This is a genomic window from Deltaproteobacteria bacterium (genome assembly GCA_040223695.1).
In the GTDB taxonomy this organism is placed as follows: Bacteria; Desulfobacterota_D; UBA1144; order Nemesobacterales; family UBA2774; genus JAVKFU01.
In genome coordinates, this window is sequence record JAVKFU010000018.1 from 463,190 (window position 1) to 486,297 (window position 23,108).

Sequence of the window (23,108 nt, forward strand, 5' to 3'; positions counted from 1 at the left end):
TGTGTTAACCGCTCTAATTTAATCAAATCGGGTTATATTGACTATGCCCACTATAAATAGAAAATCTTATTATACAGGCGTTTTTACGCTATTGAAATTTCGCCCGCACCTATAATGATAACGCGGTTATAGTATTAATGTGGATTTAAACCGAATGTTAACTCCAGGCGTATATTTAATTAAACGGCGGCTTTATATATAATTTGCATACAATCTACCCGAAGAATTTTTTTGGATTGCCCGGACTATGACGGATAAATCGAGAATGGATGAGCTTATCCCTCTTTATGCTCTTGGAGTACTGGAGGGAGAGGAGCTCAGAGAGGCGGAGAGTCTTCTGGATACACCCAGGGGAAGGGAGCTTCTGAGAGAGTACGAAGAGGTGAATTCGCTTCTGCCCTATGCGGCAAAGGGTATTTTTCCCTCTCCGGAGCTCAGGAAAAAGCTGCTGGCGGAAATTAAAAAGTCCCACGCCGGGCAGAGGGCCAAAAGCCGGGTTCCTTTTTTCGGGAAGCTTCAGCCCTTACTGTTCGGTCTCGGGGGAGCGGTTGCCGCCGCGGCAATAGTATTCCTCTTAGTCTGGAATCTTTCGCTGAGGGGAACGCTAAATGATCAGCGCGCCCTGGTAGGTGAATTGAACGAGCGCGTTACGGTTCAGCAGGGTGAGATAAAGACTCTCAACAATCTCCTGGCTCTCAAAGAAAGCGAGGTTGGGAGTCTGGAAACAAAACTCGCGAGCCTCGAAGAGATTACCGAATTCATGGAGGACCCTAATATAGTGCTCATCGCTCTTGAGAGCAGGAAGCCCGAAACGGAGGCGGCTGGCAGAGTGCTATGGGACAGGGACGAGAACGATGCGCTCTTTTATTCGCTTAATCTTCCCGTACCTCCTCCGGGAAAAACCTATCAGTGGTGGGTTGTCGCCGACGGGGATACGAAGAGCGTGGGCGTATTTGAATCGGACAGTGACGGCAACAGCGTTGTGAAGATAGACTCTCTCAGGGAATACGGAGAGGATATAGATGAGTTCAGGCTGACGCTCGAGCCCGAGGGCGGAGCCGAGACTCCGACAGGGACCGCTTTTCTCTCAGGGCAATCAATTTGACAGTCGCAGCTTTGATACTCAAGCATTTACCTGCTTTTTACGAATACACACGAGTGGGATTATCACTCCTATCATGAGATTGCCGTGGCTCCTTCAGAACTTGGCAATCTCGGAGTGCTGGAACAGATATATCTGAACTTAAACCCCTCTCGAATTTGGTTTTAAATATGCAGTGCCAGAAGAAATAAGCTTTCGAGACGTCCGAATCCTTGCATACTCGAATTCGTTACTCATTCGGAACCGTTCCCTTTTTCTAAGGGGGAAAATGAGTACAAATCCGCCATTTCGCCAAGTTCGCCGGGGTAGAGGGTGTCGGTGGAAACTTTTTCTTTATCCTAATGCACGCAATATGTGTCTACGATTTCCACAAAACTCCTCAGCATAACAAATAACGTCACCCTGAACTTGTTTCAGGGTCTATTTTTTTTAGTGTTTTGGCGGCACATCACTTACAAAAATTAGTAATTAGGAAGCACCAATGTAATAAGAAAACGCTTGAAAGACGAGATTCTGAAATAAATTCAGAATGACTAATTGGAAATACTTCCCGACATTACGACAGTCTTTCGGGGTACAGGTCTGTCCCGCCTGTCGCAAACTACTAAAACGCTGTCATTGCGAGAAAGGTTTCGAGGAACACGAGGAACCGGACGCCATTGGCTAATTCCGTGTACGTGTTTATACCTTGAGTCATAGTTAATGAAACTAAACGAAGTAACGAAGCAATCTCTCTTCTATGAGATTGCCGCGCCTCGCGTAATACGCTCCGCTCGCAATGACAGGGAAAAGACAGCATCGCCACGGCCGCTAGCGTGGACTCGCGATGACGGGAGAGAGCTCACGCTTTTATAAAGCGGTGAATCATGCTGACCCTCCGGCGTTAATCTGGATACCCGGCAGGGGCAAAAATGCCTTGCATTTTCGGTCAACATATTTTAAATTCTCTATGGGTGTTGGTGACACAATAAATGTTACAAATATAAGTCGGAGGAAGTTATGGCAAAGAATGGTAAAGGTAACGGGAAAGGGGACGGAAAATTCAAATTGAGCGAAAGGTATGAGGAGGCTTTGAACTACCCGCTTTTCGACTCTATATTCAACCGCCGCTCCCGGAGGTTCGGACTGGGGATGAAGCTCGAGGATACTACGCTCGGCTTTGAATCCCAATACGATCCGATACCGCTTGAGGAGATGGAGGAGGCGCTTCTAGTATGGTCGGGAACAGGTCTTACGGGGCTCTGTCTCGCCGATCTCCCGCCCGAGACCGGTATTGACCTTCTCTGCCAGTGGACGGGGCGCACCTGGCCGTCGGCCTGCAACAATCACGGTACGGAACTGTTCTTCACGAATGACGAGGGGCTGTATCATGTGGATGTAAAACACATGCTTCCGAAGAGTCACGAACTGGATATGTTTTTCAAGATGGACCGCGAAGAAAAGATAGAGCGGGTGCTGGAGCTCTACCGGGAGAGCCTGGTTAAGCTCGAGGACGGAAGAGCCGACCTCCCGGATCGTATGCCGGGACTTTTCGAATTTAACCAGTGGAATACTAACAAACCGGGAACGTCTGTTTTCATACCCGTTACGGACGTAACCGAAGAATACATAAACCTGCTGCATCTCTACTGCAGCCATTCGTACGGATTTACTATTATCGACGACCTCACCGGAAAGCCCGCGGGGGTGGATAAATGGATAAAGAAGGGGAGGCTCAAGGACAGCGTCAAGATGTCGCTATTTGACCTCGAAGTGAGGATTCTGACAGGGCTTAACGTGGAGCAGGCTTTTATCTGCCAGAACATGAGCCTCGCGCTTCAGGCTCTGGGCCTCGCCGGATGGACCTTCAGCGGTTTTATCCCCAGATTTGCTATGGGAGCTGCGCCGGACTTGTTCAAGGGGCTCGGATTCCGGTTCATTCAGCCGAAAAAGGGCGTACTTGATCCGCCTACCACTATTCCTGTGGGAAGGGACGGTATATTCGAGGGCTATTGCCCGCCTTATTACAAGAATATGGACGAGGCGATCGACGCGTTTCACGAGCACAAGAACGAAGCCTGGAAACCGGAGAAACCCTTTCCCTATGCAGAGCCCGACAAGCATCTTATGAGAGCGCCCAAGCCTACCGACACGACAATCCAGATTGTCAAGGACGTTGCCAATTACATCTACGACACGTACGGAAGGTTCCCTGCGTTTGTCGATCCGATGTACATGAGACTGGTTTTTCAGGCGATGAACATCGACGTCGAATTCTACGATAAATACTATCCCAAGGGCTCTTACTCAGACATGCACCTGAATGTATTTCTCGACCATCATCCCGAAGCGAAGGGAAAGGTGGGTGAGAAAGTCGGCGGCAAGGAGGCCAGGGCCAAGAGCGGCGCTAAAAAGAAAATCAAGGCTTAATTAAGCATAAAAACTGTAGCGTTTATTAGATTACAGGCGGCAAACCGGAACGGAACTTTATTTCATTAAATGTTGAGTGTAACACTTGACAAACACTTGATAATTATCTAAATTGGATTGAGGGGCGGGCGTTACGGTGCGACTAATGCGGTCTGGAGTTCTATTATGAAGCGTTCAGATATAGAAAAGGAATTAGCCGAAAAATTTAATCTTCAACCTTCCCAATCCGAGCAGATCCTGGATACCATAATTGAGCATATGACGGAAGTGCTGGAAGACGGAGGGAGAATCGAAATCAGAGGCTTCGGAAGCTTCTTTACCAAGAGCTACGGCTCTTACGAGGGCAGAAACCCAAGAACGGGGGAGAAGGTTACTGTCTCGGAGAAAAAGCTCCCTCATTTCAGACCCAGCCGTGAACTGATAGGGAAGCTGAACGGCGAAGAGTGATAATAGCCGATTTGATATACCCGCAATCTATTTAAGCCTGAGTGAATATATCCGCGTGATACGTTTTATCCGACCTGGCAGATTGACAATTATGTCTTATCCGATAGCATTTTTCATATGTCTGTAAGAAATATACTTAAATATCCCGACCCTTTTCTGAGGAAGAAGTGCGGTGTCGTCGAGGAAATAGACGACGATATCCTGAGGCTCCTCGACGATATGGCGGAGACTATGTACGACGCTCCGGGTGTGGGGCTCGCGGCCCCTCAGGTGGGCGTGGATAAGAGGATAATCGTTGTCGATATAACTCCCGCGAATAGGGAAGGGGAAGAGGAAGTCGAATACGAAGGCCCTGGCCTTATAGAGCTAATAAACCCTGAAATTACATCAGCCTCGGGGGAGGTTACGGGGGAGGAGGGGTGCCTCAGCATTCCGGGGTTCGTGAGCGATGTAAAAAGAAAAAATAAAATCGTGCTTGAGGGATACAACCGGGAGGGCGAGCTTCTTGAGATAGAGGCCGAGGATTTACTCGCCCGTGTTTTCCAGCACGAAATTGACCACCTTGACGGAATTCTTTTCATAGACAGGCTAAGCCGCCTGAAGCGCGAGCTTCTCAAGAGCAAGATCGAAAAGGCTTTTGGTAAAGAGGAAAGGTATGCGGCGGTCTGAGTTTAGTTGTTTCGTATTTGTCATCTAACTGCTTTATTCCCTTCTGAAATTTATTAAACGGCAAGACTGGCTTCGCAGAGTTTATCGAAGGGCTCGATACGACACCCCCACCCGGATCCCCCTTTTTATGGGGAGGAAATTAGTTGTACATGGTTGAGATAAGCGGGGGAGATGACCAGCACATATTCGGTGGATAATGATATTTTCCTTTTCTTGATAAAAAGAAACAAAAATCACCGACTGCACAGAATGTGGCTAAATATATCTTAATTAAGTCTAAAATCTTTTAATACTACCGCAGTTAGCATATTGGTTTAGTGTAGCAGGACTAAGGACGTTATTTGGTATTTAGTGCCTATTACCAGTTTTGCCTTCGTCCTAAGGCGACCGATTGCGCACTCGTTTGCAATCGTTGCTTGTTCGGAATCGTCCCGTAAAAGATTTTTACGTCTTAATAATCTATATTCTTCACGCCAATTCTGTAATGTCGGAAAACGAAAAGGCAAAAGACGGGATTGCCGCGAGGAGTCTCTCCTGAGTTTATCGAAGTGCTCTTAATGACACGCTCACTCGTCATTGCGAGCCGAAGGCGAAGCAATCTCTTCTTGTATCTTGAGATTGCCGCGGCTTCTAGACAACCCCACTCTTTACACATAGAATAAATCGCCATGCCGTCGAAGCTGTCGGAAGGGATATCCCCTTTTTACGTGATGGAGGTTCTGGAAAGGGCAAAGGAGCTTGAAGCCCGGGGTGAGAGTATCGTACATTTCGAAGTAGGGGAGCCCGATTTTCAAACGCCCGAAGTTATTCGCAGCGAAGCTATAAACGCTATTAAAGACGGGGACACGGGGTACACGCACAGTCTCGGCACGGGAGAGTTGAGAGAGGCCGTCTCAGATGATTACGAGAAAACTTATGGTGTTAATATCTCGCCCGGAAGGGTCATAATCACTATGGGCAGCTCGCCCGCTCTCTTTCTCTCAATGCTCTCGTTGCTTGATGCGGGAGACGAGGTTATAATCACCGACCCCCATTACGCCTGTTACCCGCAGATCATAAAAATAGCCGGGGGCGTTCCCAGAACCGTCGGGATATATGAGGAAGAGGCGTACCAGATAGACGTCGGCAGGCTCAAAAAAGCGATTACCCCGAGGACAAAAGCGATATTGATAAACTCCCCGGCGAACCCGACCGGCGCCGTGCTCAGGCCGGAAGTGATCGGAGAGATCGCGGCACTCGGAGTGCTGGTTATTTCCGATGAAATCTATCACGGGCTCGTTTACGGGGAGAAGGCGAGCACAATATTCGAATTTACGCACAACGCCATTGCCGTAAACGGCTTCTCCAAGCTCTACTCGATGACCGGCTGGAGGCTCGGTTATTTTATTGTGCCCGAGCAATTCGTGCGCCCGGTGCAAAAGCTTCAGCAGAACCTCTTTATATCTCCCAACCCGTTTGTTCAGAGGGCTGGCGTGGCAGCTATAAGAAAGGGAAAGTCGGAGGCGTTCGGGATGGTGGAGCAGTTTGACCGGAGGCGGAAGGTGATGATCGAAGGGTTGAGGGAGCTCGGTTTCAGGCTCGACACAGAGCCTGAGGGGGCGTTTTACGTATTCGTAAATGCGGAAGAGCTGGGCCGGGATTCCCGTAAGCTCGCCTTTGATATACTGGAAAAAGCCCGTGTCGCGGTTACGCCCGGAATCGACTTCGGTGAGGGAGGAGAGAGTTATCTGAGATTCTCCTACGCGACCTCGATAGGCGACATCGAAGAAGGCATAAAGAGGCTCGGAGATTATATAAACAGATATAAACACGGCGCTGCATGACAATACCGTCAATAGAAGAAATAGATATTAGAGAGAAGAGGGTCCTTATAAGGGTAGATTTCGACATCCCCATTACACGCTCGGGCAAAGTCTCCGATGTGTCGAAAATCCTGCACGCGCTCCCCACAATTCATTACGCGGTGGGCGAGAAGGCCAGGGTGATAATCGCGTCTCATCTGAGCGGTCCCGGAGGGAGGCTGAATCGCAAGTACTCGCTTGAGCCTGTAGGTAAAAAGCTCACGGAGTTTCTGGACTGCGAGATATATTTCCCGGAAAATTCTGTCGGGGACGTGGTGAAGAAGATCTCGGGCGATATGCTTCCGGGAAGCGTAATGCTTCTGGAAAACCTTGAGTTCCACAAAGGGGAACTCTCAAACAGCCCGGAATACGCTAAAAAGCTCTCCGAAATCGCGGATATTTATGTGAATGAGGCTTTTTCGATTTCCAACCAGGAGCGCGCCTCGCTTACAGCCATAACCGAATATTTCGATACCGTATGCGCGGGGCTCGGATTCAAAAACGAGATTAATAATCTGAGCCGCTTTAAAGACCCCGACCCTCCGTTTACGGCGGTAATCGGCGGAGAAAGCTCTTCCCGGAAAATAGAGCTCATGGAGAGTCTCCTCGACAGGGTGGAATCATTTCTGGTAGGGGGCGCGATAGCCAATTCCTTCCTCAGGATTATAGGTAAGGAGACCGGCAGGTCCGAGATCGACGAGCGGACCCTTTACAGCGCCAAAAAACTGATTTCCTCCTCCTTCACGCGAGATATCAAATTGATAATTCCGGAGGACCTTGTTACCGTCCGGGGAGATTTGAACAATGACTCCCCTTCCTTTATAATTTCCGGCGTCAGTATCCCGAAGGAATCAATGGCGGTTGACATAGGTCCCGACACCCGCGTGTCGTTTGCCAATAACGTATCCAGAGCTAGAACGGTACTCTGGAACGGGCCGTTGGGTGTTTATGAAAAGTCCGTATTCGGAGAGGGAACAGCCGCTCTGGCGGAAGCGCTTTCCGGGTCCGAGGCTTTCAGCGCGATTCTGGGGGATGACACGGTAAAGGCGGTCGAGGAAGCAGGGTATGAAGGCGGGATAAGTTTCATATCCAGGGGCGGCGATGCCGCTATGGATTATATTATAAACGGTACGATTCCCGCGATCACGGCGATTGAAGAAAGGATAAAATGAGAAAAACACTCATCGCAGGCAACTGGAAGATGAATATGATGAGGGAGGAGGCAGGGGCGCTTGCCCGCGGTGTCGCGGAAGAAGCAGGGGACGCGGCTGACAGGGTGGATGTTATACTGGCCCCTCCCTACACTGCGCTCGGCGCTGTAGCGGGGGCGCTCGAAGGGACGGGCATTATGCTCGGCGCACAGAACGTATTCTGGGAGGAGAAAGGAGCGTTTACAGGGGAGATTTCACCCGGTATGCTTGCCGATTCGGGATGCACGTGGGTTATAATAGGCCACTCCGAGAGGAGAAATGTGCTTAATGAGACGGACGAGATGGTCAGGCGGAAGATTGAAGCTTCGCTCAAGGGCGGGTTAAATGTTATTGTCTGCGTGGGTGAGAGTCTTGAAGAGAGGCACGGTGGTAAAACAATCAAGATTGTGGGGAGCCAGGTAAAATCGGCTTTAGAAGAGCTTCGAATCAAGGACCCCGCGGGCTTCGTTATAGCATATGAGCCTGTTTGGGCAATCGGCACCGGCCAGCACGCCACACCTGACGAAGCGCAACACGTGCACGCTACAATTCGTGAAGTAACAGGTAATATTATGGGTGATCACGCCGGGCGCATAAGGATAGTGTACGGCGGGAGCGTTAACGAGGATAATATAAAAGCACTGCTCGCCGAAGCCGATATAGACGGCGCCCTCGTCGGGGGAGCAAGCCTCGAGGCCGGGGCGATGGCAAATATAGTGCGGATAGCAGGAGAGTAAAAAGTGGAACTAATAATTTCTTCCGTAAAATTAATACATATATTAGTGAGCTTACTGCTCATAATAGTGGTGCTGCTCCAGCCGGGCAAGAGCGGCGACCTGGGGTCGATATTCGGCGGGGGCACGAGCGACTCCGTCTTCGGGTCGAGCGGCGCCGTACCGTTCCTTGCCAAGGTTACAAGGGGGCTTGCCGTATTATTCATGCTCACATCGCTCACGCTCGGATACTTTGCCGCAAGCGGCGTAAGCAAATCGGTCGTAAAGGATGTTGACGCCGCTCCGGTTTCTGTCGAGGAGAGTGACGCTCTTCAAAACTCGCCTGTCGGAGCTGCAACAGACGAATCCGCACCGGCTCCGGAAAGCGCTTCGGATACGGGCGCTGCGAGTGATTCCGAGGCCGGTCAAGCGGTTGATTCGTCGGGGAATGAAGGGACTGCGGATACAGCTACAGATCAAACAGGGGGAGAAGCCGCTCAGCAGGAGAACAGCGGAGGGGCTCAAGAAGAAAAGACTACCGAGTAGAACTGAAGCGGTTTAACCGATAAATAGCAGGAGAATTTGTAGCCGCCGGGTCTTAATAACGACTCCCGGCCACATGCCTTGCGGGTCTCCGGGGCATTAAGTATATTACCTATTACAAATATTCGGAGGTATTACAGAATGACATATATAATTGCGGAGCCGTGCATCGATGTTAAAGATAAAGCTTGCGTAGAAGCGTGCCCCGTGGATTGCATATACGAGGGAGACAACCAGCTCTTCATACACCCTGAAGAATGTATAGATTGCGGCGCATGTGTTGACCCGTGCCCGGTTGACGCGATTTTCCATGAAGACGAGCTGCCCGAAAAATGGAGTGAATACACCGCGAAGAACGCGGATTTCTTTGAAGGAAAAGAGGGGCTTGAACCCGCCCGTAAGGATTAAGCTTACCGACAAACGAAAACTATTTTACAAAGATAAACATGAATCAGGGGATGTGCTCAGGGCATATCCCCTTTTTTTATACTCCGGAGGTAAAAGGGGTGAATAAAAAGAACGCGGGGAAGGGGCGTGAAAGCCGGAAATCGAAACGTGAAAGGGCCCGTCATATCCTCTCCATCCTCGAAGAGGAATATCCCGAGGCGCGGTGTCACCTTAATTACAACAACGCATTTGAGCTGCTGATCGGCTGCATTCTTTCGGCGCAGTGCACGGATAAAAGGGTGAATGAGGTTACAAAAACTCTTTTTAAGAAATACCCGTCGCCCAGAGAGTTTGCCGATGCCGACCCTTCCTTACTTGAGAGCGAGATTTTCACTTGCGGTTTTTACAGGGCAAAGGCGAAATCGATTATCAACTGCTCTAAGGCGCTGGTCGAGGAGCACGGCGGGGAAGTGCCCGCTTCCATGGAGGAGCTGACCAAACTCGCCGGAGTCGGGAGAAAGACCGCCAACGTCGTGCTCGGGAACTGGTTCGGCGTACCGGGGATAATCGTCGACACCCATATTTCGAGGCTCTCCAAGAGACTCAAGCTCACGTCTAATTCCGACCCGACAAAAATAGAATTCGACATCATGAAACTGATTCCGGAGGAGAAATGGACGTTCTTTTCAAACTCACTCGGCGATCACGGAAGGACCGTTTGCTTCGCCAGAAAGCCACGGTGCGGAGAGTGCGCAGTCAGCCACCTCTGCCCGTCTGCGGGGATTGTGTGAGGAGGGGGGAATGTCTTCTCTATTTAGTCATAGCGAGGCTGCGCATGCAGCCGTGGCGATCCTTCTTTTATCTTGAGATTGCCGCGCTCCGCTTAATACGCTCCGTTCGCAATGACATGAGGGAAGTAAGTATTGCCGCGTAATACGCTTGTATTTATAAAGAAAAAACGAATATTATATTTTCTTTTTCTTGATAAAAAGAAACAAAAATCAAGACTATACAGAATATGGCTAAAAATAGATTATTACGGCTAAAATCTTTTAATCCCACCACGGCCCCTAAAAGATTTTTCATGTCTTAATAATCCATTTTCCTAACGCCAATTCTGTAATGTCGGAAAACGAAAAGGCAAAAGACGAGATTGCCGTAGCACCTTCGGAGCCTCGCAATGACGAGGGAGGGGTGTCATTGCGAGGAACAAAGTGACGAAGCAATCTCGTTTTTTCTGACTTTCCGACATGCGTGCGGGCCCTATACCCCAGAAAGCTTTCTTAATGTTGTAAAGTTGGTTTTCGTCTCTTCCCCGCGCAGAAAATGTTTTCTCTCTTCCGTCATCGCGAGGCTGAGCATGCAGCCGTGGCGATCCTTCTCTTATCTTACGATTGCCACATGAAGTTTATCCTGACTTTATCGAAGGGTTTAAAATGACACCCTTCGACTGGGTTCAGCATGACGGATATAATCGGTATAATATCAAACTGGAGAACATGAAGAAGCGCTATAACGACTACAACACCTATTTAAGGGAAAAGTTTGGGGGCCGCGTCAACAAGGTGTCCCTCGACATGGGTTTTACCTGCCCGAACAGGGACGGGAGCCTTGCGCGCGGCGGATGTGTTTACTGCAACAACGATACGTTCGTCCCTCCCTACGCCCGCGCCCGCTACTCCATGCACGACCAGCTCATACGCGGTATGGACTATCTTCGAGGGAGATTCAAGGCCCAAAAATTCATCGTCTATTTCCAGGCTTATACAAACACCTACGGGGATGCGCGGACTCTGGAGGAGATGTACAGGGAGGCGCTTAAATATGAAGGTGTCGTGGGTATCGCCGTCGGGACGAGGTCTGACTGCGTGGATGATGAAAAGGTCGAGATGTTCGAGCGGCTCGCGAAAGAGTGCTACGTATCGCTTGAATACGGGATAGAGTCCATTTACGACAAGTCGCTTCAGTACATGAACAGAGGGCACGATTACCGCTCCGTCATGGACGCGATTGCCATGTCGCGGGGAAGGGGGTTTGAGCTGGGCGCTCATATAATAGCAGGCCTCCCCACCGAGACCGAGGAAGAAATGCTCGCGATGGCTGACGAGGTATCGTCGCTGGGCATCGACTGCCTCAAGGTCCATAACCTCCATATAGTGAAAAACACGCCGCTTGAAAGGATGTACAGGGAAAATCCCTTCCCTCTCTTCGGATACGAGGAATATGTCGATTTCATAGTCCGCTTTATGGAGAGGCTCGATCCCGATATGGTCATTGAAAGATTTTTTACCGATACGCCGCACGATTTATTGATTGCCCCCCGGTTGAATAAATCCCACCTGCAGATACTTCAGGGAATAGAGGCCGGGCTTGAGAGGAGGGACACACGGCAGGGGAGGCTCTATAATTGTCAGCCACCTGAATCGAATGCTTTAGCCCTTTGATTACATACCGTATTCGGATGATTCGTCTTCTGTATTGCTCCCCTTTTATAAAAAACTGTTCAGATCGGAATAACGAATATTGAAACTAGGCTATTCAAATCAAACAAAAAAGGGAGCCGAAACCCCCTTTTTATAAACTATCTATAAGCTTGTCCTTATATTTATGCAGTCGCTTTTCTCCTGCGGATAGCAAATAGTCCTATTCTTCCCAGCGCTCCGGACATAGCTATTAAGGCCCACTCTGATAATACTCTTTTTCTACGTCAGTAAATAGTAATTATTAAATCATAGTCAGGCGGTGACATTGTGCCCGACATGCTCCCCATATTACAGCCAGGCGGTCTTTGTATTTTGAAATCCGGAGCAGGAAATCCGTTTCCGGGCGTGCGCCTTTCTGACCGGATTCGGGTCTTAAATTCCTCAATTACAGGGACACAATTATAGATGTAAGTCCCAAAGAAATGATATACTTTCCAGTTATATAAGTTAGTATTGATATAACTTTATCGGAGGCGTCTATTAAATGATTAAAAGCTCTAACCCTGCCCTCGGAGAAAAGACGTTCGAGCAGTATCAGCCCGGTATCGAGGCCGCCGGGCGGATGACGATAAACGGAACCATTAACAAAACGCTGATACTCCTTGCCCTTGTCATAGTACCGGCCGTATGGCTCTGGGATTCCTTTTACAAGGGAGGCGCTGAAACCATAGGGGTATGGATGATCGGCGGGTTATTTGGCGGGTTGATATTCGCCGTGGTTACCATATTCAAGAAGACGTGGGCCCCTTACACCGCGCCCATATACGCTCTTTTGGAAGGGCTCGTAATAGGGGGTATATCCGCCTATGCCGAGGCTCAGTTCAAGGGGATAGTTTTTCAGGCCGTAGCGCTCACGTTCGGCACATTGTTTGCCCTCCTCGTGGCGTACAGATCGGGCCTGATTAAGGTGACGGAAAAGTTCCGTATGGGTGTGGTCGCCGCCACAGGCGCTATATTCCTGGTTTACTTTGTTTCGATAGTCGTCGGCTTTTTTGGTGTGGGCGTTCCGTTTATTCATACTGGAGGGACAATCGGCATATTGTTCAGCCTGTTTGTCGTAGTGATAGCTGCCCTTAATCTCGTGCTCGACTTCGACTTCATCGAGAAGGGGGCGGAGCATGGGGCGCCAAAGTATATGGAATGGTACAGCGCGTTTGGCCTGATCGTCACGCTTGTCTGGCTGTATATAGAATTTATCAGGCTTCTTTCAAAGCTCAGGCAATGATTGCCCGATACTTATACTATATTCGGAGAATTAGAAATCGTTTGTAACGGAGGAATATTTTGAAAATCATGAGACTAAAAATCTTTTCAATAATTGTGCTGGCCGCCGGGCTTTTAATAACAACGTCGGCATTTTCACGCGCGCAGAGCGTGTCTGACTCTCCTCAGGCCCTGGGGGACAAAATGGTTGCAGCAATCAAGGCCAAAAACAAGAACGACCTTATGTCGTTAATTCACCCTCAGGTAGTCAAGTATATGGAGGCGAATAATCCGAAAAAGCTCGATGAAACTCTTCAGAACTGGGTTAATACGGAAGTTCCTCCCAACCATGAGTTTGTTGTTCAGTCTGTAAAAGATATACCGGACTATGACCCGGCCGCTCAAACACTGACTTTCGGACAAATAAAGATGTATTTCCCAACGCCGCCTACGGACTTTCTCGTGCTTGTCGGGGACGTCGAGGCAAAAATTCAAAAGGACGGCAAGGAAGAGATAAAAAAGGGGAGGGGGCCCGTGACTATTGACGCGATAGCCCAGAATAAGGGCAACTGGTACGTTGTGCTGCCGGTGCTTCAATCGGCCGGTGAAAACGAGCAGAAACAATAGCCAGATAAATTTGTGCGTGAACATCCTGTAATACTTTTTGATGGGGTTTGTAATCTATGCAGCGGCTCCGTGAGTTTTATCATAAAACGCGACCGTGACGGCGTATTTAAGTTTGCCCCGCTCCAGTCGGAAGCCGGAGCCCGTCTGATAGAGAAATTTAACATTCAAGATGAAGGACTGGAGACTTTCGTTCTGGTCGAAGAGGAGAATGCATATACGAGGTCAACCGCGGCGCTCAGGGCGCTCAGGCGGCTCGGCGGTCTGTGGGGACTCCTCTACGGCTTTATCGTGATACCTGCTCCGCTGAGGGATGCCGTTTACGACTTCATAGCCCGTAACAGATACAGGTGGTTCGGCAGGAAAGACGAGTGCATGGTTCCGGGGCCTGGGATAAAAAACAGGTTCCTTGATTAGCTGACGTCATATTTTGTAAAATATTTATACGCTTTAAGGCAAATGGGTGGTTATGGCAGGAAGCTACAAGTTCAAGATAGCAACGGAAGAAGGGGAATTCGAGCAGATACACGAGCTTAATTACGAGACTTTCGTAGAGGAAATACCCCAGCACGCCGAGAATGAGAGAAAGAGGCTCGTAGATAAATTTCACGATGAGAATACTTATATAATTTGCCTCGATGAGGGGCACCTCTTAGGGATGCTCGCTGTGAGGGACAGACGGCCTTTCTCGCTTGATCAGAAAATACCCGGGCTTGACAGCTATCTCCCTCATGCGCGGTCCGTTTGCGAGATCAGGCTTCTTTCGGTCAGGAAGGAGCGCCGTCACCGTAAAGTGATACTGGGGCTTTTCAACGTGCTTGCGCGGTATTGCGAGGAGAAGAGCTATGACCTCGCGCTTATTTCAGGAAATGTGGCGCAGCAAAGGCTATACCATACCCTGGGGTTCAAGCCGTTCGGCCCGAGGGTGGGCGGGGAGGGTGCGATGTATCAGCCCATGTACCTCACTCCGGGAAACTATTACGGAATTAAGGAAAGGATGAAACTGCTCTCCCGTATGGAGGAAACAGCGCCCGGAACGAAGGAGCCTGTAAGCATGCTTCCGGGGCCTGTCGATATAAGCCCGCACGCAAGAGCGGCAATGAACGGTACTCCTGTTTCTCACCGGTCGGGGAAATTCGTCGAAGACCTGAACCGCGTAAAGGGGCTTCTGTGCGAGCTTGCCGGGGCCGGCTTTGCTTCAATATTAATGGGGTCAGGCACCCTGGCCAATGACGCGGTCGCGGCCCGGCTATCACTCAAAAATGATAGGGGGCTCGTTCTCTCAAACGGGGAGTTCGGGGAAAGGCTGATAGACCATGCTTCTAGGTGGGGTCTTTCGTTCAAGACCGTGGAAACCGACTGGGGGGAATCGTTCGACTACGAGGAAATAGAGAGGACGCTTGACTGTAATACCGGCACGAAGTGGCTCTGGGCGGTTCACTCCGAGACTTCCACCGGCGTGCTGAATGATGCGGGAATCCTTAAGGAAATATGTATAAAGAGGGGAGTGGAGCTTTGCCTTGACTGCATAAGCTCTATCGGCACGGTGCCGCTTGACCTGTCCGGCGTTCACATGGCGACAGGCGTGAGCGGGAAGGGACTCAGGTCTTATCCGGGAATTTCTTTCGTATTGCACAACAGCCCTATAGAGCCCGCGTACGGGAAGCTTCCACGCTATCTGGACCTGGGACTTTACTCGGGTTCGAACCCTTTTACTTTCTCGTCCAACATGCTCTATGCCTTGAAAGGGGCGCTCGAGAATTTAAACGCGGGTGAAAGGTATTCGCGGATTAGCGAATTAGCCTTGTGGGTGAGGGAAAGGCTCAGGGATACGGGTTTCCTGATTGTAGCGAAAAAAGGTCATGAATCCCCCTCCCTAATAACGGTACAGCTTCCCGGCTGGCTCGATTCGAGCGAAACGGGTTTGAGGCTGGAAAGGTCGGGTTTTTTGCTTAACTGGCGTAGCGTATATCTCCGGGAGCGGAACTGGATTCAGATCGCTCTAATGGGAGAATGCACTAGAGAACGCATAATGCCGCTTCTCGGTCTCCTTGGGAATGTAATCAAACCGCGCCGCAGGGCTCTCTAATAAAACTTTAATATTTTCTTTGACGAATCGTGCCTGAGGTTTTATTATCTGAATAGCCGGAATTTCTTAAAGGAGGTAGTAATATGGCAAGCTTAGTCGATAGAATGATCAGAGCGTCTAAACTCGATGTGAATTTGTATGAGGAAGTCGAAGCTGATAAGGGAGCGATGGGCCAGGCCCTGGCAGTTGTGGTTATTTCGAGTGTTGCAGCCGGTATCGGAACGCTGGGCGTCCTGGGTATAAGGGGATTGATATTCGGAACCCTCGGCGCCTTGATCGGATGGTTCATCTGGGCTTTTCTGGCTTTCGTTATAGGAACTAAATTACTCCCCGAGCCTCAAACCAAGTCGGACATGGGAGAGATGCTGCGCACAATCGGATTTGCGAGCTCGCCCGGCGTAATACGTATCCTCGCTTTTATACCGTTCCTGGGAGCGATAATTTCAATAGTGGCCAGCGTATGGATGCTCGTCGCTATGATAATCGCCGTGAGGCAGGCGCTGGATTATAAAAGCACGTGGAGAGCCATAGCGGTAACTCTAATAGGGTTTATTATTTACTTTATAATATTCGCTGTCATCTTTTCGGCGCTTGGTGTAGCGCCCCCGGCTGCCGCATAAAATCAATTTCAGAGCCAAAGATTTTAAGTAGGGCCTTAATTAATAATTATTTCAGTCATTTTCTCTTTATCAGGTCGATGACACAGGGAAACGCTGTACGTACAAGCCGTGCTGTGCGTTTTTATTTTGACTTATCGTTCTCCAGGGATTATTGTGTTTACTCCTTATTTCATGTGGCGGAGGTAACTTGCCCCTGTGTTTATCAGCAGAATCATAAGAGCGCTGCTTCTCGACATTGATCTCTACGAAGAAGTCGAGAAAGACAGGAGCGCAATGTGGCAGGCCCTCTTTGTCGTATTCCTGGTGAGTCTGGCAAGAGGGGTATATACCTATAAGCTGGGGGACTACAGGGGGCTGATAGTCGGTACGATTACGAGTTTTGTCCTGTGGATTCTGCTGGCCATGCTTATATATCTAATCGGTACAAAACTGTTCCCTGAATCCGAGACCAGGACCGACCGGGGAGAGATTCTTCGCGTGCTGGGATTCGCAAGCGCCCCCGGTATATTCCGAGTATTCGCGCTCATTCCTTATTTGACTCCTATTGTATTTCTTGTCGTATGGGTGTGGACTCTCGTGGCGATGATAATCGCCGTAAGACAGGCTCTTGATTTCAAGAACACGTGGAACGCGATATGGGTCTGCGTGGTGGGACTTATTGCCTTCTGGCTCGTGTATATAATTCTGCTGTTCGCGTTTGACATACCCAAGCCTGTGTGGTCTTGACTGATAAAACTAAATGGAGTGACGAGGCCATCTCTTTTTTTATCTTGAGATTGCCGCGCTTCGTTTCACTTCGCTCGCAATGACGATATCTATTTGACGGATTATTTTGCTTCTTTTTCTTGATAAAAAGAAGCAAAAATCATCGACTACACAGAATATGGCTGAATATATCTTATTAAGTCTAAAATCTTTTCATCCCACCGCGGCCCCTAAAAGATTTTCACGCCTTAATAATCTATATTCTTAACGCCAATTCTGTGAATGTCAGAAAACGAAAAGGCAAAAGACGAGATTGCCGCGGTCCCTTCGGAGCCTCGTAATGACGAGCGAGGGTGTCATTGCGAGCCGTAGGCGAAGCAATCTCATTTCTTCGACAATGCGCGACAACTGCGAGCCCTATACTATCAGAAGCTGTCGTAAAAGTGTCTATAATCAGTAGCAGCGCAGAGTTTATATGGCTTTCAATAAAGGCTGAATATAATAATTCGTTAATGTGGTTGGGAAAATCTAATTCCGGTCCGGGAAGACCTGTCAGCCCCGGGCTTTTGCCGCGCGCTTGGCTTCGTCTTTGAGTATCTTGTAGTCTATGCTGTCCACAAGCGCCTTCCAGCTGGCTTCGACTATATTCTGCGATACCCCTACGGTGCTCCAGTCGCTCTCGCCGTCGCCCGATTCTATAAGAACCCTTACTACTGCGTCCGTTCCGTGCTGGGCAGAGAGCACCCTCACCCTGTAGTCCTTGAGCTTCATGTTCTTTAGGTTGGGATAGAACTTTTCCAGGGCCTTTCTCAGTCCCTGGTCCATAGCGTGAACAGGCCCGTTTCCGATAGCGGCCATGTGCTCGGTTACGCCGTCCACCTGAACTATAAGCGTAGCCTCCGTGATAGGCTCCTCGTCGTCGCTTCGTTTTTCCGTAATCGTGCGTATGCCCTTCAGATGAAAAGGCTTTCTGTACTCCCCGAGGGATTTCCTTACGAGCAGCTCGAACGAGGCGTCCGCGCCCTCGAATTCGTATCCTTCGTTTTCGAGTTTTTTTAGCTCTTTGAGTATGTTGTTCACACGCTTGTCGTGGGAATCGAGCTCTATTCCAAGCTCCTTTGCCTTATACACAATATTGCTCCTGCCCGAAAGATCCGATATCAGGACCCTTCTCCTGTTGCCTACTACGTCCGGCTTTACGTGCTCGTATGTCTCGGATTTCTTCATGACTGCGCTTACGTGAAGCCCGCCCTTGTGGGCAAACGCGCTCTCACCTACGAAAGGCCTGTGCTTGATCGGCGGCAGGTTAGTCAGCTCGTGTATAAAGTGAGACACATCGTATAGCCTCCTGAGCTCATCTTCGTCGAGGCAATCAATTCCGAGCTTGAGTTTGAGGTTGGGGATTATCGAGCAGAGATTCGCGTTGCCGCACCTCTCTCCGTATCCGTTCATTGTCCCCTGTATTTGGCCTACGCCTTCCCTTACCGCGTAGAGCGTGTTGGCGACGCCTACCTCCCCGTCGTTATGCGTATGAATGCCGAGATTGGGGTTGTCGAGGCTTAAATTAACTTCCCTTACGATTCCTTCTATCTCCCAGGGGAGAGTGCCGCCGTTCGTATCGCAGAGTACCAGGACATCGGCCCCGGCCTCCTCCGCGGCCTTTATGGCATCGATCGCGTGTTTTGGATTGTGCTTGAAACCGTCGAAGAAATGCTCGGCGTCGAAAAATACTTCGTCAACTCTCTTCTTTAGATAGGAAACAGAGTCATGGATTATCTGAATATTTTCCTTAAGCGGTATCCTGAGCGCTTCCTTTACGTGAAAATCCCAGCTTTTGCCGACTATTGTTACGGCAGGCGTCTCGGCTTTGAGGAGCGCCTGAATGCTGCCGTCCTCCTCGCAGGACTTTCCGGCGCGGCGGGTGCTTCCGAAAGCGGCTATTCTGGCCTTTCTCAATCTCAGCTTCTTGGCCTCATCGAAGAAACCCTCGTCACGTTCGTTAGATCCCGGCCAGCCGCCCTCGATATAGTGGACGCCCAGCTCATCCAGCTTCTGAGCGATTCTCAGCTTGTCGTGGATCGAAAACGATATGCTTTCCCCCTGGGTCCCGTCCCTCAGTGTCACGTCATATATCTTTACCGTATGTTCGCTCATTTTGACTCTCCGAGCTTAAACGCGTCGTGAAGCGTCCTCACGGCAAGCTCCGTGTACTTCTCCTCTATCACGCACGAAATCTTTATCTCGGACGTACTAATCATCATAATATTGATTCCCTCTTTGGCAAGGGCGGTAAACATTTCCGTAGCCACTCCGGAGTGGGTCTTCATTCCAACACCGACGAGTGACACCTTGGTAATCTTGTCGTCGGACAGAACATTCCTCGCTCGGAGCTTCTTTGCTACCTTTTCCGTAAGTATAATCGATTTTTTAAAGTCTGTCCTCGGCACGGTGAACGTCATGTCGGTGTGCCCCTCTATGCTCACATTCTGAACAATCATGTCAACGATTATTCCGTTCTCGCTCAGAGGGGTGAATATCTTCGCGGCGATTCCGGGGCTGTCGGGAACCTGAGTGATTGTGATCTTCGCCTGATTTTTATCGTACGATACCCCCGATATAAGTATGTTTTCCATGTGAGACATATCTTCCTCCTCTACTACCCATGTTCCTTCCGAATCGGGGTTTGCCGTCGGACGGACGTTGAGCTTTACTCCGAATTTCATAGCGAACTCGACTGCTCGCGCCTGAAGCACCTTCGATCCTAGGCTCGCAAGCTCCAGCATCTCTTCGTAGGAAACCCTGTCCAGCTTCCTTGCGCCGGGCACAACGCCGGGGTCAGTAGTGTATATGCCGTCCACATCGTCCTTATAAAGCTCGCAGGAATCGGCGTTAAGCGCGGCCGCGAGCGCGACCGCCGTGAGGTCCGAGCCCCCTCTGCCTAACGTCGTGACATTTCCCTCCTCGTCTACCCCCTGAAACCCGGCGACGATAACTATTTTACGGTCGTCGAGCGCTTTTTTTATTTTCTCGGCGTCGATTCTGACTATCTTCGCCTTGGAGTGGGCGTTGTCCGTAACTATCCTCACCTGATGTCCCTGAAAGGACAGCGCCTCGTGCCCGAGCGATTTAACCGTCATGGATAGAAGCCCCGAGGATACCTGCTCGCCGCTCGATGTGATGACGTCAAGTTCCCTTTCATCAGGGGGGTCCATTATCTGAAGAGATATTTTTACCAGCCTGTCCGTCTCCCCCGCCATGGCGGAGACTACGACAACTACGCCGTTACCCCTTTGCTTTGTCCTTATAACGTGCTCTGCCACCCATTTTATCTTGTCGAGGTTGGCAACGCTTGTTCCGCCGTATTTTTGAACGATAAGACCCATTCTTTTTTACCTTTTATATTAATTTCCCGCTCGGTTTCAAGACCACTGTTTCCATCTTCCGGTATTTTTATCTCAATATATATAGTATATTCAGGAAATATTTCTTCAATCCTGTCCGCCCACTCGACAGCCGCGACTCCTTTACCGAAAAAAAACTCCTCGTATCCGATTCCGAGCAGCTCATCCGCATCGGAGATTCTGTACAGGTCGAAATGGTAAAGCGGTATATCCCCCTCGTAAGAATTCATTATCACGAAAGTGGGGCTCGCGGGTTCGTCTTCAATCTCAAGGCCCTTCGCGATGCCCTTTACAAGCACTGTCTTGCCCGCGCCCAAATCGCCCTTGAGCGCTATAATACTACCGGGTTCGAGCGATTTTCCAATAATTTCGCCGAGTTTTATTGTTTGATCCCTGTCGGTTACCCGAATTTTAACACTCTCTGTATATGCCATTTTCGTATTTGACTTGAATTTGAGAGGAATCGTCAGCGAATTCGGATTACCGGCTCATCATCCGTGTAAGGAAGCTCTCTCAGGGCTGTGGGGAGAATTTCGGCCAGATCTCCGGCTACAATGCCCGCCAGGCCTTTTTCCTCCGCTGCCAGATCTCCCGCCAGGCCGTGGACGAATACCCCGAGCTTGCAGGCGTCGTCTGTGTTAAGGCGCTGAGCGAGGAAGCCGCCCAGGATGCCTGTGAGCACGTCGCCCATACCGCCCGAGGCCATGCCTGCGTTGCCCGTAGTATTTATATAAGCTTGTCCACCCGGTGTGGATATAACTGTACGCGCGCCTTTTAGAACGAGGTGGACGTTATGACGTTTTGAGAAGTCGAGCGACACACCGATCCTGTCCGCCTGTATTTCTTCCGTGCTGAGCCCCGTAAGCCTCGACATTTCTCCGGGATGTGGAGTCAGCACGACCGGGGCTTTGGCTTTTTTCAGTATGGAGATGTCTTCCGCGACGAGCGTCAGTCCGTCGGCGTCAATCACCATAGGCAGGTCGGTCGTTCTTATTATTTCGAACAGGAATTCGCGTGTCTCTTCTGTTGTCGAAATCCCGGGCCCTATGGCCAGAGCGGTTATTTTGTTGGATATGATTTCCTTCACTCTCTTGAGGGAAACGCTTCCGAAGGTCCCGAGTCCGGTCTCGGGAACAGGTTCGGTCATGGCCTCGGTCGTCTTTTGTTCCATGATTGGATTCAGACTTTCGGGAACCCCCACCGTGACAAGACCGGTGCCTACCCTCAAAGCCCCCGATGAAGCGAGTGTCGCCGCTCCCGATTTGCCGGGCGAGCCCGCGAGAATTAAGACATGGCCGTAAGTGCCTTTATGGCTGTCGGCGTGCCGCGTCGTTAAAATATTCTCGACCGACTCTGCCGTTATCAGCTCGTACGGTACATTAGCCTCGAGGAACTTCGGTGTCGTAATATCCGCTACGTAAATTTCACCCGAATAGTCGAGGCCGGGATATATTATCATCCCTATCTTCGGAAGCACATATGTTACCGTGACGTCGGCTTTTACCGCTGTGCCGAGCGGGAAGCCCTTGTTCGCGTCCAGGCCCGAAGGTATGTCAACGGCTACGCAGGGGACGGATTGGGCATTTATAAAATCAATTACCTTTTTATAAAATCCCTCGACTTTTCTGTCGAGCCCCGTACCGAAAAGCGCATCAACTATCAAATCGGCCTGTTTGTATTTCCTGACGCTTTTCTTGAGCTCTATAACCTCGCCGCCAGTGTTTTTGAAGGCTCTCATGTTAGTTAGCGCGTCGCCGCTGTATTTCTTCGGGTCCGAGGCGGCGTATACTGTGACGTCGATTCCCTGTCCCATAAGGTGGCGCGCAACAACGAAACCGTCCCCGCCGTTATTGCCGCCTCCCGCGAACACCGCAACCCTCTCAGCGTACGGAAACTCCTCGATAATGACGTCCGCCGTCGCCCGCCCTGCGTTCTCCATGAGAATCAGGCTCGGTATGCGGTATTCCTCAATCGTCTTCCTGTCAATTTCCCTTACTATCTCACGCGTGCCTATTTTCATCATTGCTGGTAAAAAAATAACAAATTAAAGGGGGCTTGTATAGGAGCGGGAGATTCGGGCGGGTAAAAAAGGAAGGCACATAACATGTGCTCGTGTTCGGGAGGGCCGGGCTAATGAGGATGGATCATACGGCACAGAAGCGGCACATAACATGTGCTCGTGTTCGGGAGTAACGGAAAAAGATAAATCGTACTTCTTCTTTTTCTTGATAAAAAGAAGCAAAAATCAAGACTGCACAGAATATGGCTAAAAAATAAATTACCAAGGCTAAAATCTTTTAATTCCCCCCCCCAACCCTAAAAGATTTTTTTACGCCTTTATAATCTATTTTTTTAACGCCAATTCTGTGAATGTCGGGAAAGGAAAAGGCGAAAGACGAGATTTCTCATATGCATTCGAAATGACAGGGTGGTGGGTGTGCGGAGGAGTAGGCAGGAAGGGGGGTCACCCCTCGACTGCACACTTCGTGTGCGCTCAGGATGAGGGGGCTTGAGTGTATGCTGGTTATATGTGGAGGAGTTTGGTAGAAATTGTAGAGGCACATAACATGTGTTCGTATTCGGGAGGAACGGAACTGAAGAGGATGACCGGTCAGGCCGGGGAGCTAGGAAGAAATCGGATATGAGCGCAGATTCTGCGTTCGCGGCAGGGATGCCGCTCCT

At 49.9% G+C, this 23,108-nt stretch carries 20 protein-coding genes and 1 pseudogene; 17 read left to right on the plus strand and 4 right to left on the minus strand.

The features are described 5' to 3' along the window. The first annotated feature begins 247 nt into the window (after window positions 1-247). The 17 genes and pseudogenes from RIG61_11160 (at window position 248) to RIG61_11240 (ending at window position 17,046) form a co-directional block, all read left to right on the plus strand. On the plus strand, window positions 248-1,105 hold the full coding sequence (locus tag RIG61_11160; protein ID MEQ9619718.1) for an anti-sigma factor: 858 nt from the start codon (window positions 248-250) through the stop codon (window positions 1,103-1,105). A gap of 996 nt (window positions 1,106-2,101) precedes the next feature. Beyond that, complete coding sequence (locus RIG61_11165) at window positions 2,102-3,511, plus strand: hypothetical protein (protein ID MEQ9619719.1); 1,410 nt, start codon at window positions 2,102-2,104, stop codon at window positions 3,509-3,511. Between the two features lie 165 nt (window positions 3,512-3,676). Further along, a complete protein-coding gene (locus RIG61_11170; protein ID MEQ9619720.1) occupies window positions 3,677-3,958 on the plus strand; it encodes an HU family DNA-binding protein in 282 nt (93 codons plus the stop codon). 117 nt (window positions 3,959-4,075) lie between these two features. Beyond that, the gene (gene def / locus RIG61_11175) at window positions 4,076-4,627 is read left to right on the plus strand and encodes a peptide deformylase (GenBank protein MEQ9619721.1); all 552 of its coding nucleotides are present in this window, start codon (window positions 4,076-4,078) and stop codon (window positions 4,625-4,627) included. A 668-nt stretch (window positions 4,628-5,295) separates the two neighbouring features. After that, on the plus strand, window positions 5,296-6,450 hold the full coding sequence (locus tag RIG61_11180; GenBank protein MEQ9619722.1) for a pyridoxal phosphate-dependent aminotransferase: 1,155 nt from the start codon (window positions 5,296-5,298) through the stop codon (window positions 6,448-6,450). Next, window positions 6,447-7,640, plus strand: a complete 1,194-nt coding sequence (gene pgk, locus RIG61_11185) for a phosphoglycerate kinase (GenBank protein ID MEQ9619723.1) — start codon at window positions 6,447-6,449, stop codon at window positions 7,638-7,640. The genes RIG61_11180 and pgk overlap by 4 nt, the downstream gene beginning before the upstream one ends. Further along, complete coding sequence (gene tpiA, locus RIG61_11190; protein MEQ9619724.1) at window positions 7,637-8,395, plus strand: triose-phosphate isomerase; 759 nt, start codon at window positions 7,637-7,639, stop codon at window positions 8,393-8,395. The genes pgk and tpiA overlap by 4 nt, the downstream gene beginning before the upstream one ends. Before the next feature lie 3 nt (window positions 8,396-8,398). Continuing rightward, window positions 8,399-8,917, plus strand: coding sequence for a preprotein translocase subunit SecG (gene secG, locus RIG61_11195; protein ID MEQ9619725.1), 519 nt, complete (start codon window positions 8,399-8,401; stop codon window positions 8,915-8,917). 138 nt (window positions 8,918-9,055) lie between these two features. Then, window positions 9,056-9,283 (plus strand): annotated as a pseudogene (locus RIG61_11200) (ferredoxin family protein). A gap of 137 nt (window positions 9,284-9,420) precedes the next feature. After that, complete coding sequence (nth, locus tag RIG61_11205) at window positions 9,421-10,092, plus strand: endonuclease III (GenBank protein MEQ9619726.1); 672 nt, start codon at window positions 9,421-9,423, stop codon at window positions 10,090-10,092. Between the two features lie 645 nt (window positions 10,093-10,737). Continuing rightward, complete coding sequence (locus RIG61_11210) at window positions 10,738-11,745, plus strand: TIGR01212 family radical SAM protein (GenBank protein ID MEQ9619727.1); 1,008 nt, start codon at window positions 10,738-10,740, stop codon at window positions 11,743-11,745. Between the two features lie 523 nt (window positions 11,746-12,268). After that, window positions 12,269-13,009 (plus strand): Bax inhibitor-1/YccA family protein, encoded by a 741-nt coding sequence (locus RIG61_11215; GenBank protein ID MEQ9619728.1) that lies wholly within the window; start codon window positions 12,269-12,271, stop codon window positions 13,007-13,009. Between the two features lie 59 nt (window positions 13,010-13,068). After that, entirely contained in the window at window positions 13,069-13,614 is a 546-nt protein-coding gene (locus tag RIG61_11220; protein MEQ9619729.1) for a hypothetical protein, read from the plus strand. 12 nt (window positions 13,615-13,626) lie between these two features. Then, window positions 13,627-14,028, plus strand: a complete 402-nt coding sequence (locus tag RIG61_11225; protein ID MEQ9619730.1) for a thiol-disulfide oxidoreductase DCC family protein — start codon at window positions 13,627-13,629, stop codon at window positions 14,026-14,028. A gap of 52 nt (window positions 14,029-14,080) precedes the next feature. Continuing rightward, entirely contained in the window at window positions 14,081-15,700 is a 1,620-nt protein-coding gene (locus RIG61_11230; GenBank protein ID MEQ9619731.1) for a GNAT family N-acetyltransferase, read from the plus strand. 83 nt (window positions 15,701-15,783) lie between these two features. Then, window positions 15,784-16,320, plus strand: a complete 537-nt coding sequence (locus RIG61_11235) for a YIP1 family protein (protein ID MEQ9619732.1) — start codon at window positions 15,784-15,786, stop codon at window positions 16,318-16,320. Between the two features lie 195 nt (window positions 16,321-16,515). Next, entirely contained in the window at window positions 16,516-17,046 is a 531-nt protein-coding gene (locus RIG61_11240) for a YIP1 family protein (protein MEQ9619733.1), read from the plus strand. Between the two features lie 531 nt (window positions 17,047-17,577). Here the strand turns inward: RIG61_11240 and cimA are convergent. The 4 genes from cimA to RIG61_11260 are packed head-to-tail and all read right to left on the minus strand — an operon-like array spanning window position 17,578 to window position 22,446. Then, window positions 17,578-19,179, minus strand: coding sequence for a citramalate synthase (cimA, locus tag RIG61_11245; protein ID MEQ9619734.1), 1,602 nt, complete (start codon window positions 19,177-19,179; stop codon window positions 17,578-17,580). Next, window positions 19,176-20,408 carry an aspartate kinase gene (locus tag RIG61_11250; protein MEQ9619735.1) on the minus strand — a complete coding sequence of 411 codons (1,233 nt, stop codon included), beginning with the start codon at window positions 20,406-20,408 and terminating at the stop codon, window positions 19,176-19,178. Before RIG61_11250 ends, cimA begins: the two co-directional genes overlap by 4 nt. Beyond that, window positions 20,351-20,860, minus strand: coding sequence for a tRNA (adenosine(37)-N6)-threonylcarbamoyltransferase complex ATPase subunit type 1 TsaE (gene tsaE / locus RIG61_11255; protein MEQ9619736.1), 510 nt, complete (start codon window positions 20,858-20,860; stop codon window positions 20,351-20,353). The genes RIG61_11250 and tsaE overlap by 58 nt, the downstream gene beginning before the upstream one ends. Before the next feature lie 32 nt (window positions 20,861-20,892). Then, window positions 20,893-22,446, minus strand: a complete 1,554-nt coding sequence (locus RIG61_11260) for an NAD(P)H-hydrate dehydratase (GenBank protein ID MEQ9619737.1) — start codon at window positions 22,444-22,446, stop codon at window positions 20,893-20,895. Window positions 22,447-23,108 lie beyond the last annotated feature (662 nt).

Bases quoted from the DNA above. Each gene is read 5' to 3' on its own strand.
- RIG61_11160 (MEQ9619718.1), top strand. From the start codon at position 248: ATGACGGATAAATCGAGAATGGATGAGCTTATCCCTCTTTATGCTCTT.
- RIG61_11165 (MEQ9619719.1), top strand. From the start codon at position 2,102: ATGGCAAAGAATGGTAAAGGTAACGGGAAAGGGGACGGAAAATTCAAA.
- RIG61_11170 (MEQ9619720.1), top strand. From the start codon at position 3,677: ATGAAGCGTTCAGATATAGAAAAGGAATTAGCCGAAAAATTTAATCTT.
- def (MEQ9619721.1), top strand. From the start codon at position 4,076: ATGTCTGTAAGAAATATACTTAAATATCCCGACCCTTTTCTGAGGAAG.
- RIG61_11180 (MEQ9619722.1), top strand. From the start codon at position 5,296: ATGCCGTCGAAGCTGTCGGAAGGGATATCCCCTTTTTACGTGATGGAG.
- pgk (MEQ9619723.1), top strand. From the start codon at position 6,447: ATGACAATACCGTCAATAGAAGAAATAGATATTAGAGAGAAGAGGGTC.
- tpiA (MEQ9619724.1), top strand. From the start codon at position 7,637: ATGAGAAAAACACTCATCGCAGGCAACTGGAAGATGAATATGATGAGG.
- RIG61_11210 (MEQ9619727.1), top strand. From the start codon at position 10,738: ATGACACCCTTCGACTGGGTTCAGCATGACGGATATAATCGGTATAAT.
- RIG61_11215 (MEQ9619728.1), top strand. From the start codon at position 12,269: ATGATTAAAAGCTCTAACCCTGCCCTCGGAGAAAAGACGTTCGAGCAG.
- RIG61_11230 (MEQ9619731.1), top strand. From the start codon at position 14,081: ATGGCAGGAAGCTACAAGTTCAAGATAGCAACGGAAGAAGGGGAATTC.
- RIG61_11235 (MEQ9619732.1), top strand. From the start codon at position 15,784: ATGGCAAGCTTAGTCGATAGAATGATCAGAGCGTCTAAACTCGATGTG.
- cimA (MEQ9619734.1), bottom strand. From the start codon at position 19,179: ATGAGCGAACATACGGTAAAGATATATGACGTGACACTGAGGGACGGG.
- RIG61_11250 (MEQ9619735.1), bottom strand. From the start codon at position 20,408: ATGGGTCTTATCGTTCAAAAATACGGCGGAACAAGCGTTGCCAACCTC.
- tsaE (MEQ9619736.1), bottom strand. From the start codon at position 20,860: ATGGCATATACAGAGAGTGTTAAAATTCGGGTAACCGACAGGGATCAA.
- RIG61_11260 (MEQ9619737.1), bottom strand. From the start codon at position 22,446: ATGAAAATAGGCACGCGTGAGATAGTAAGGGAAATTGACAGGAAGACG.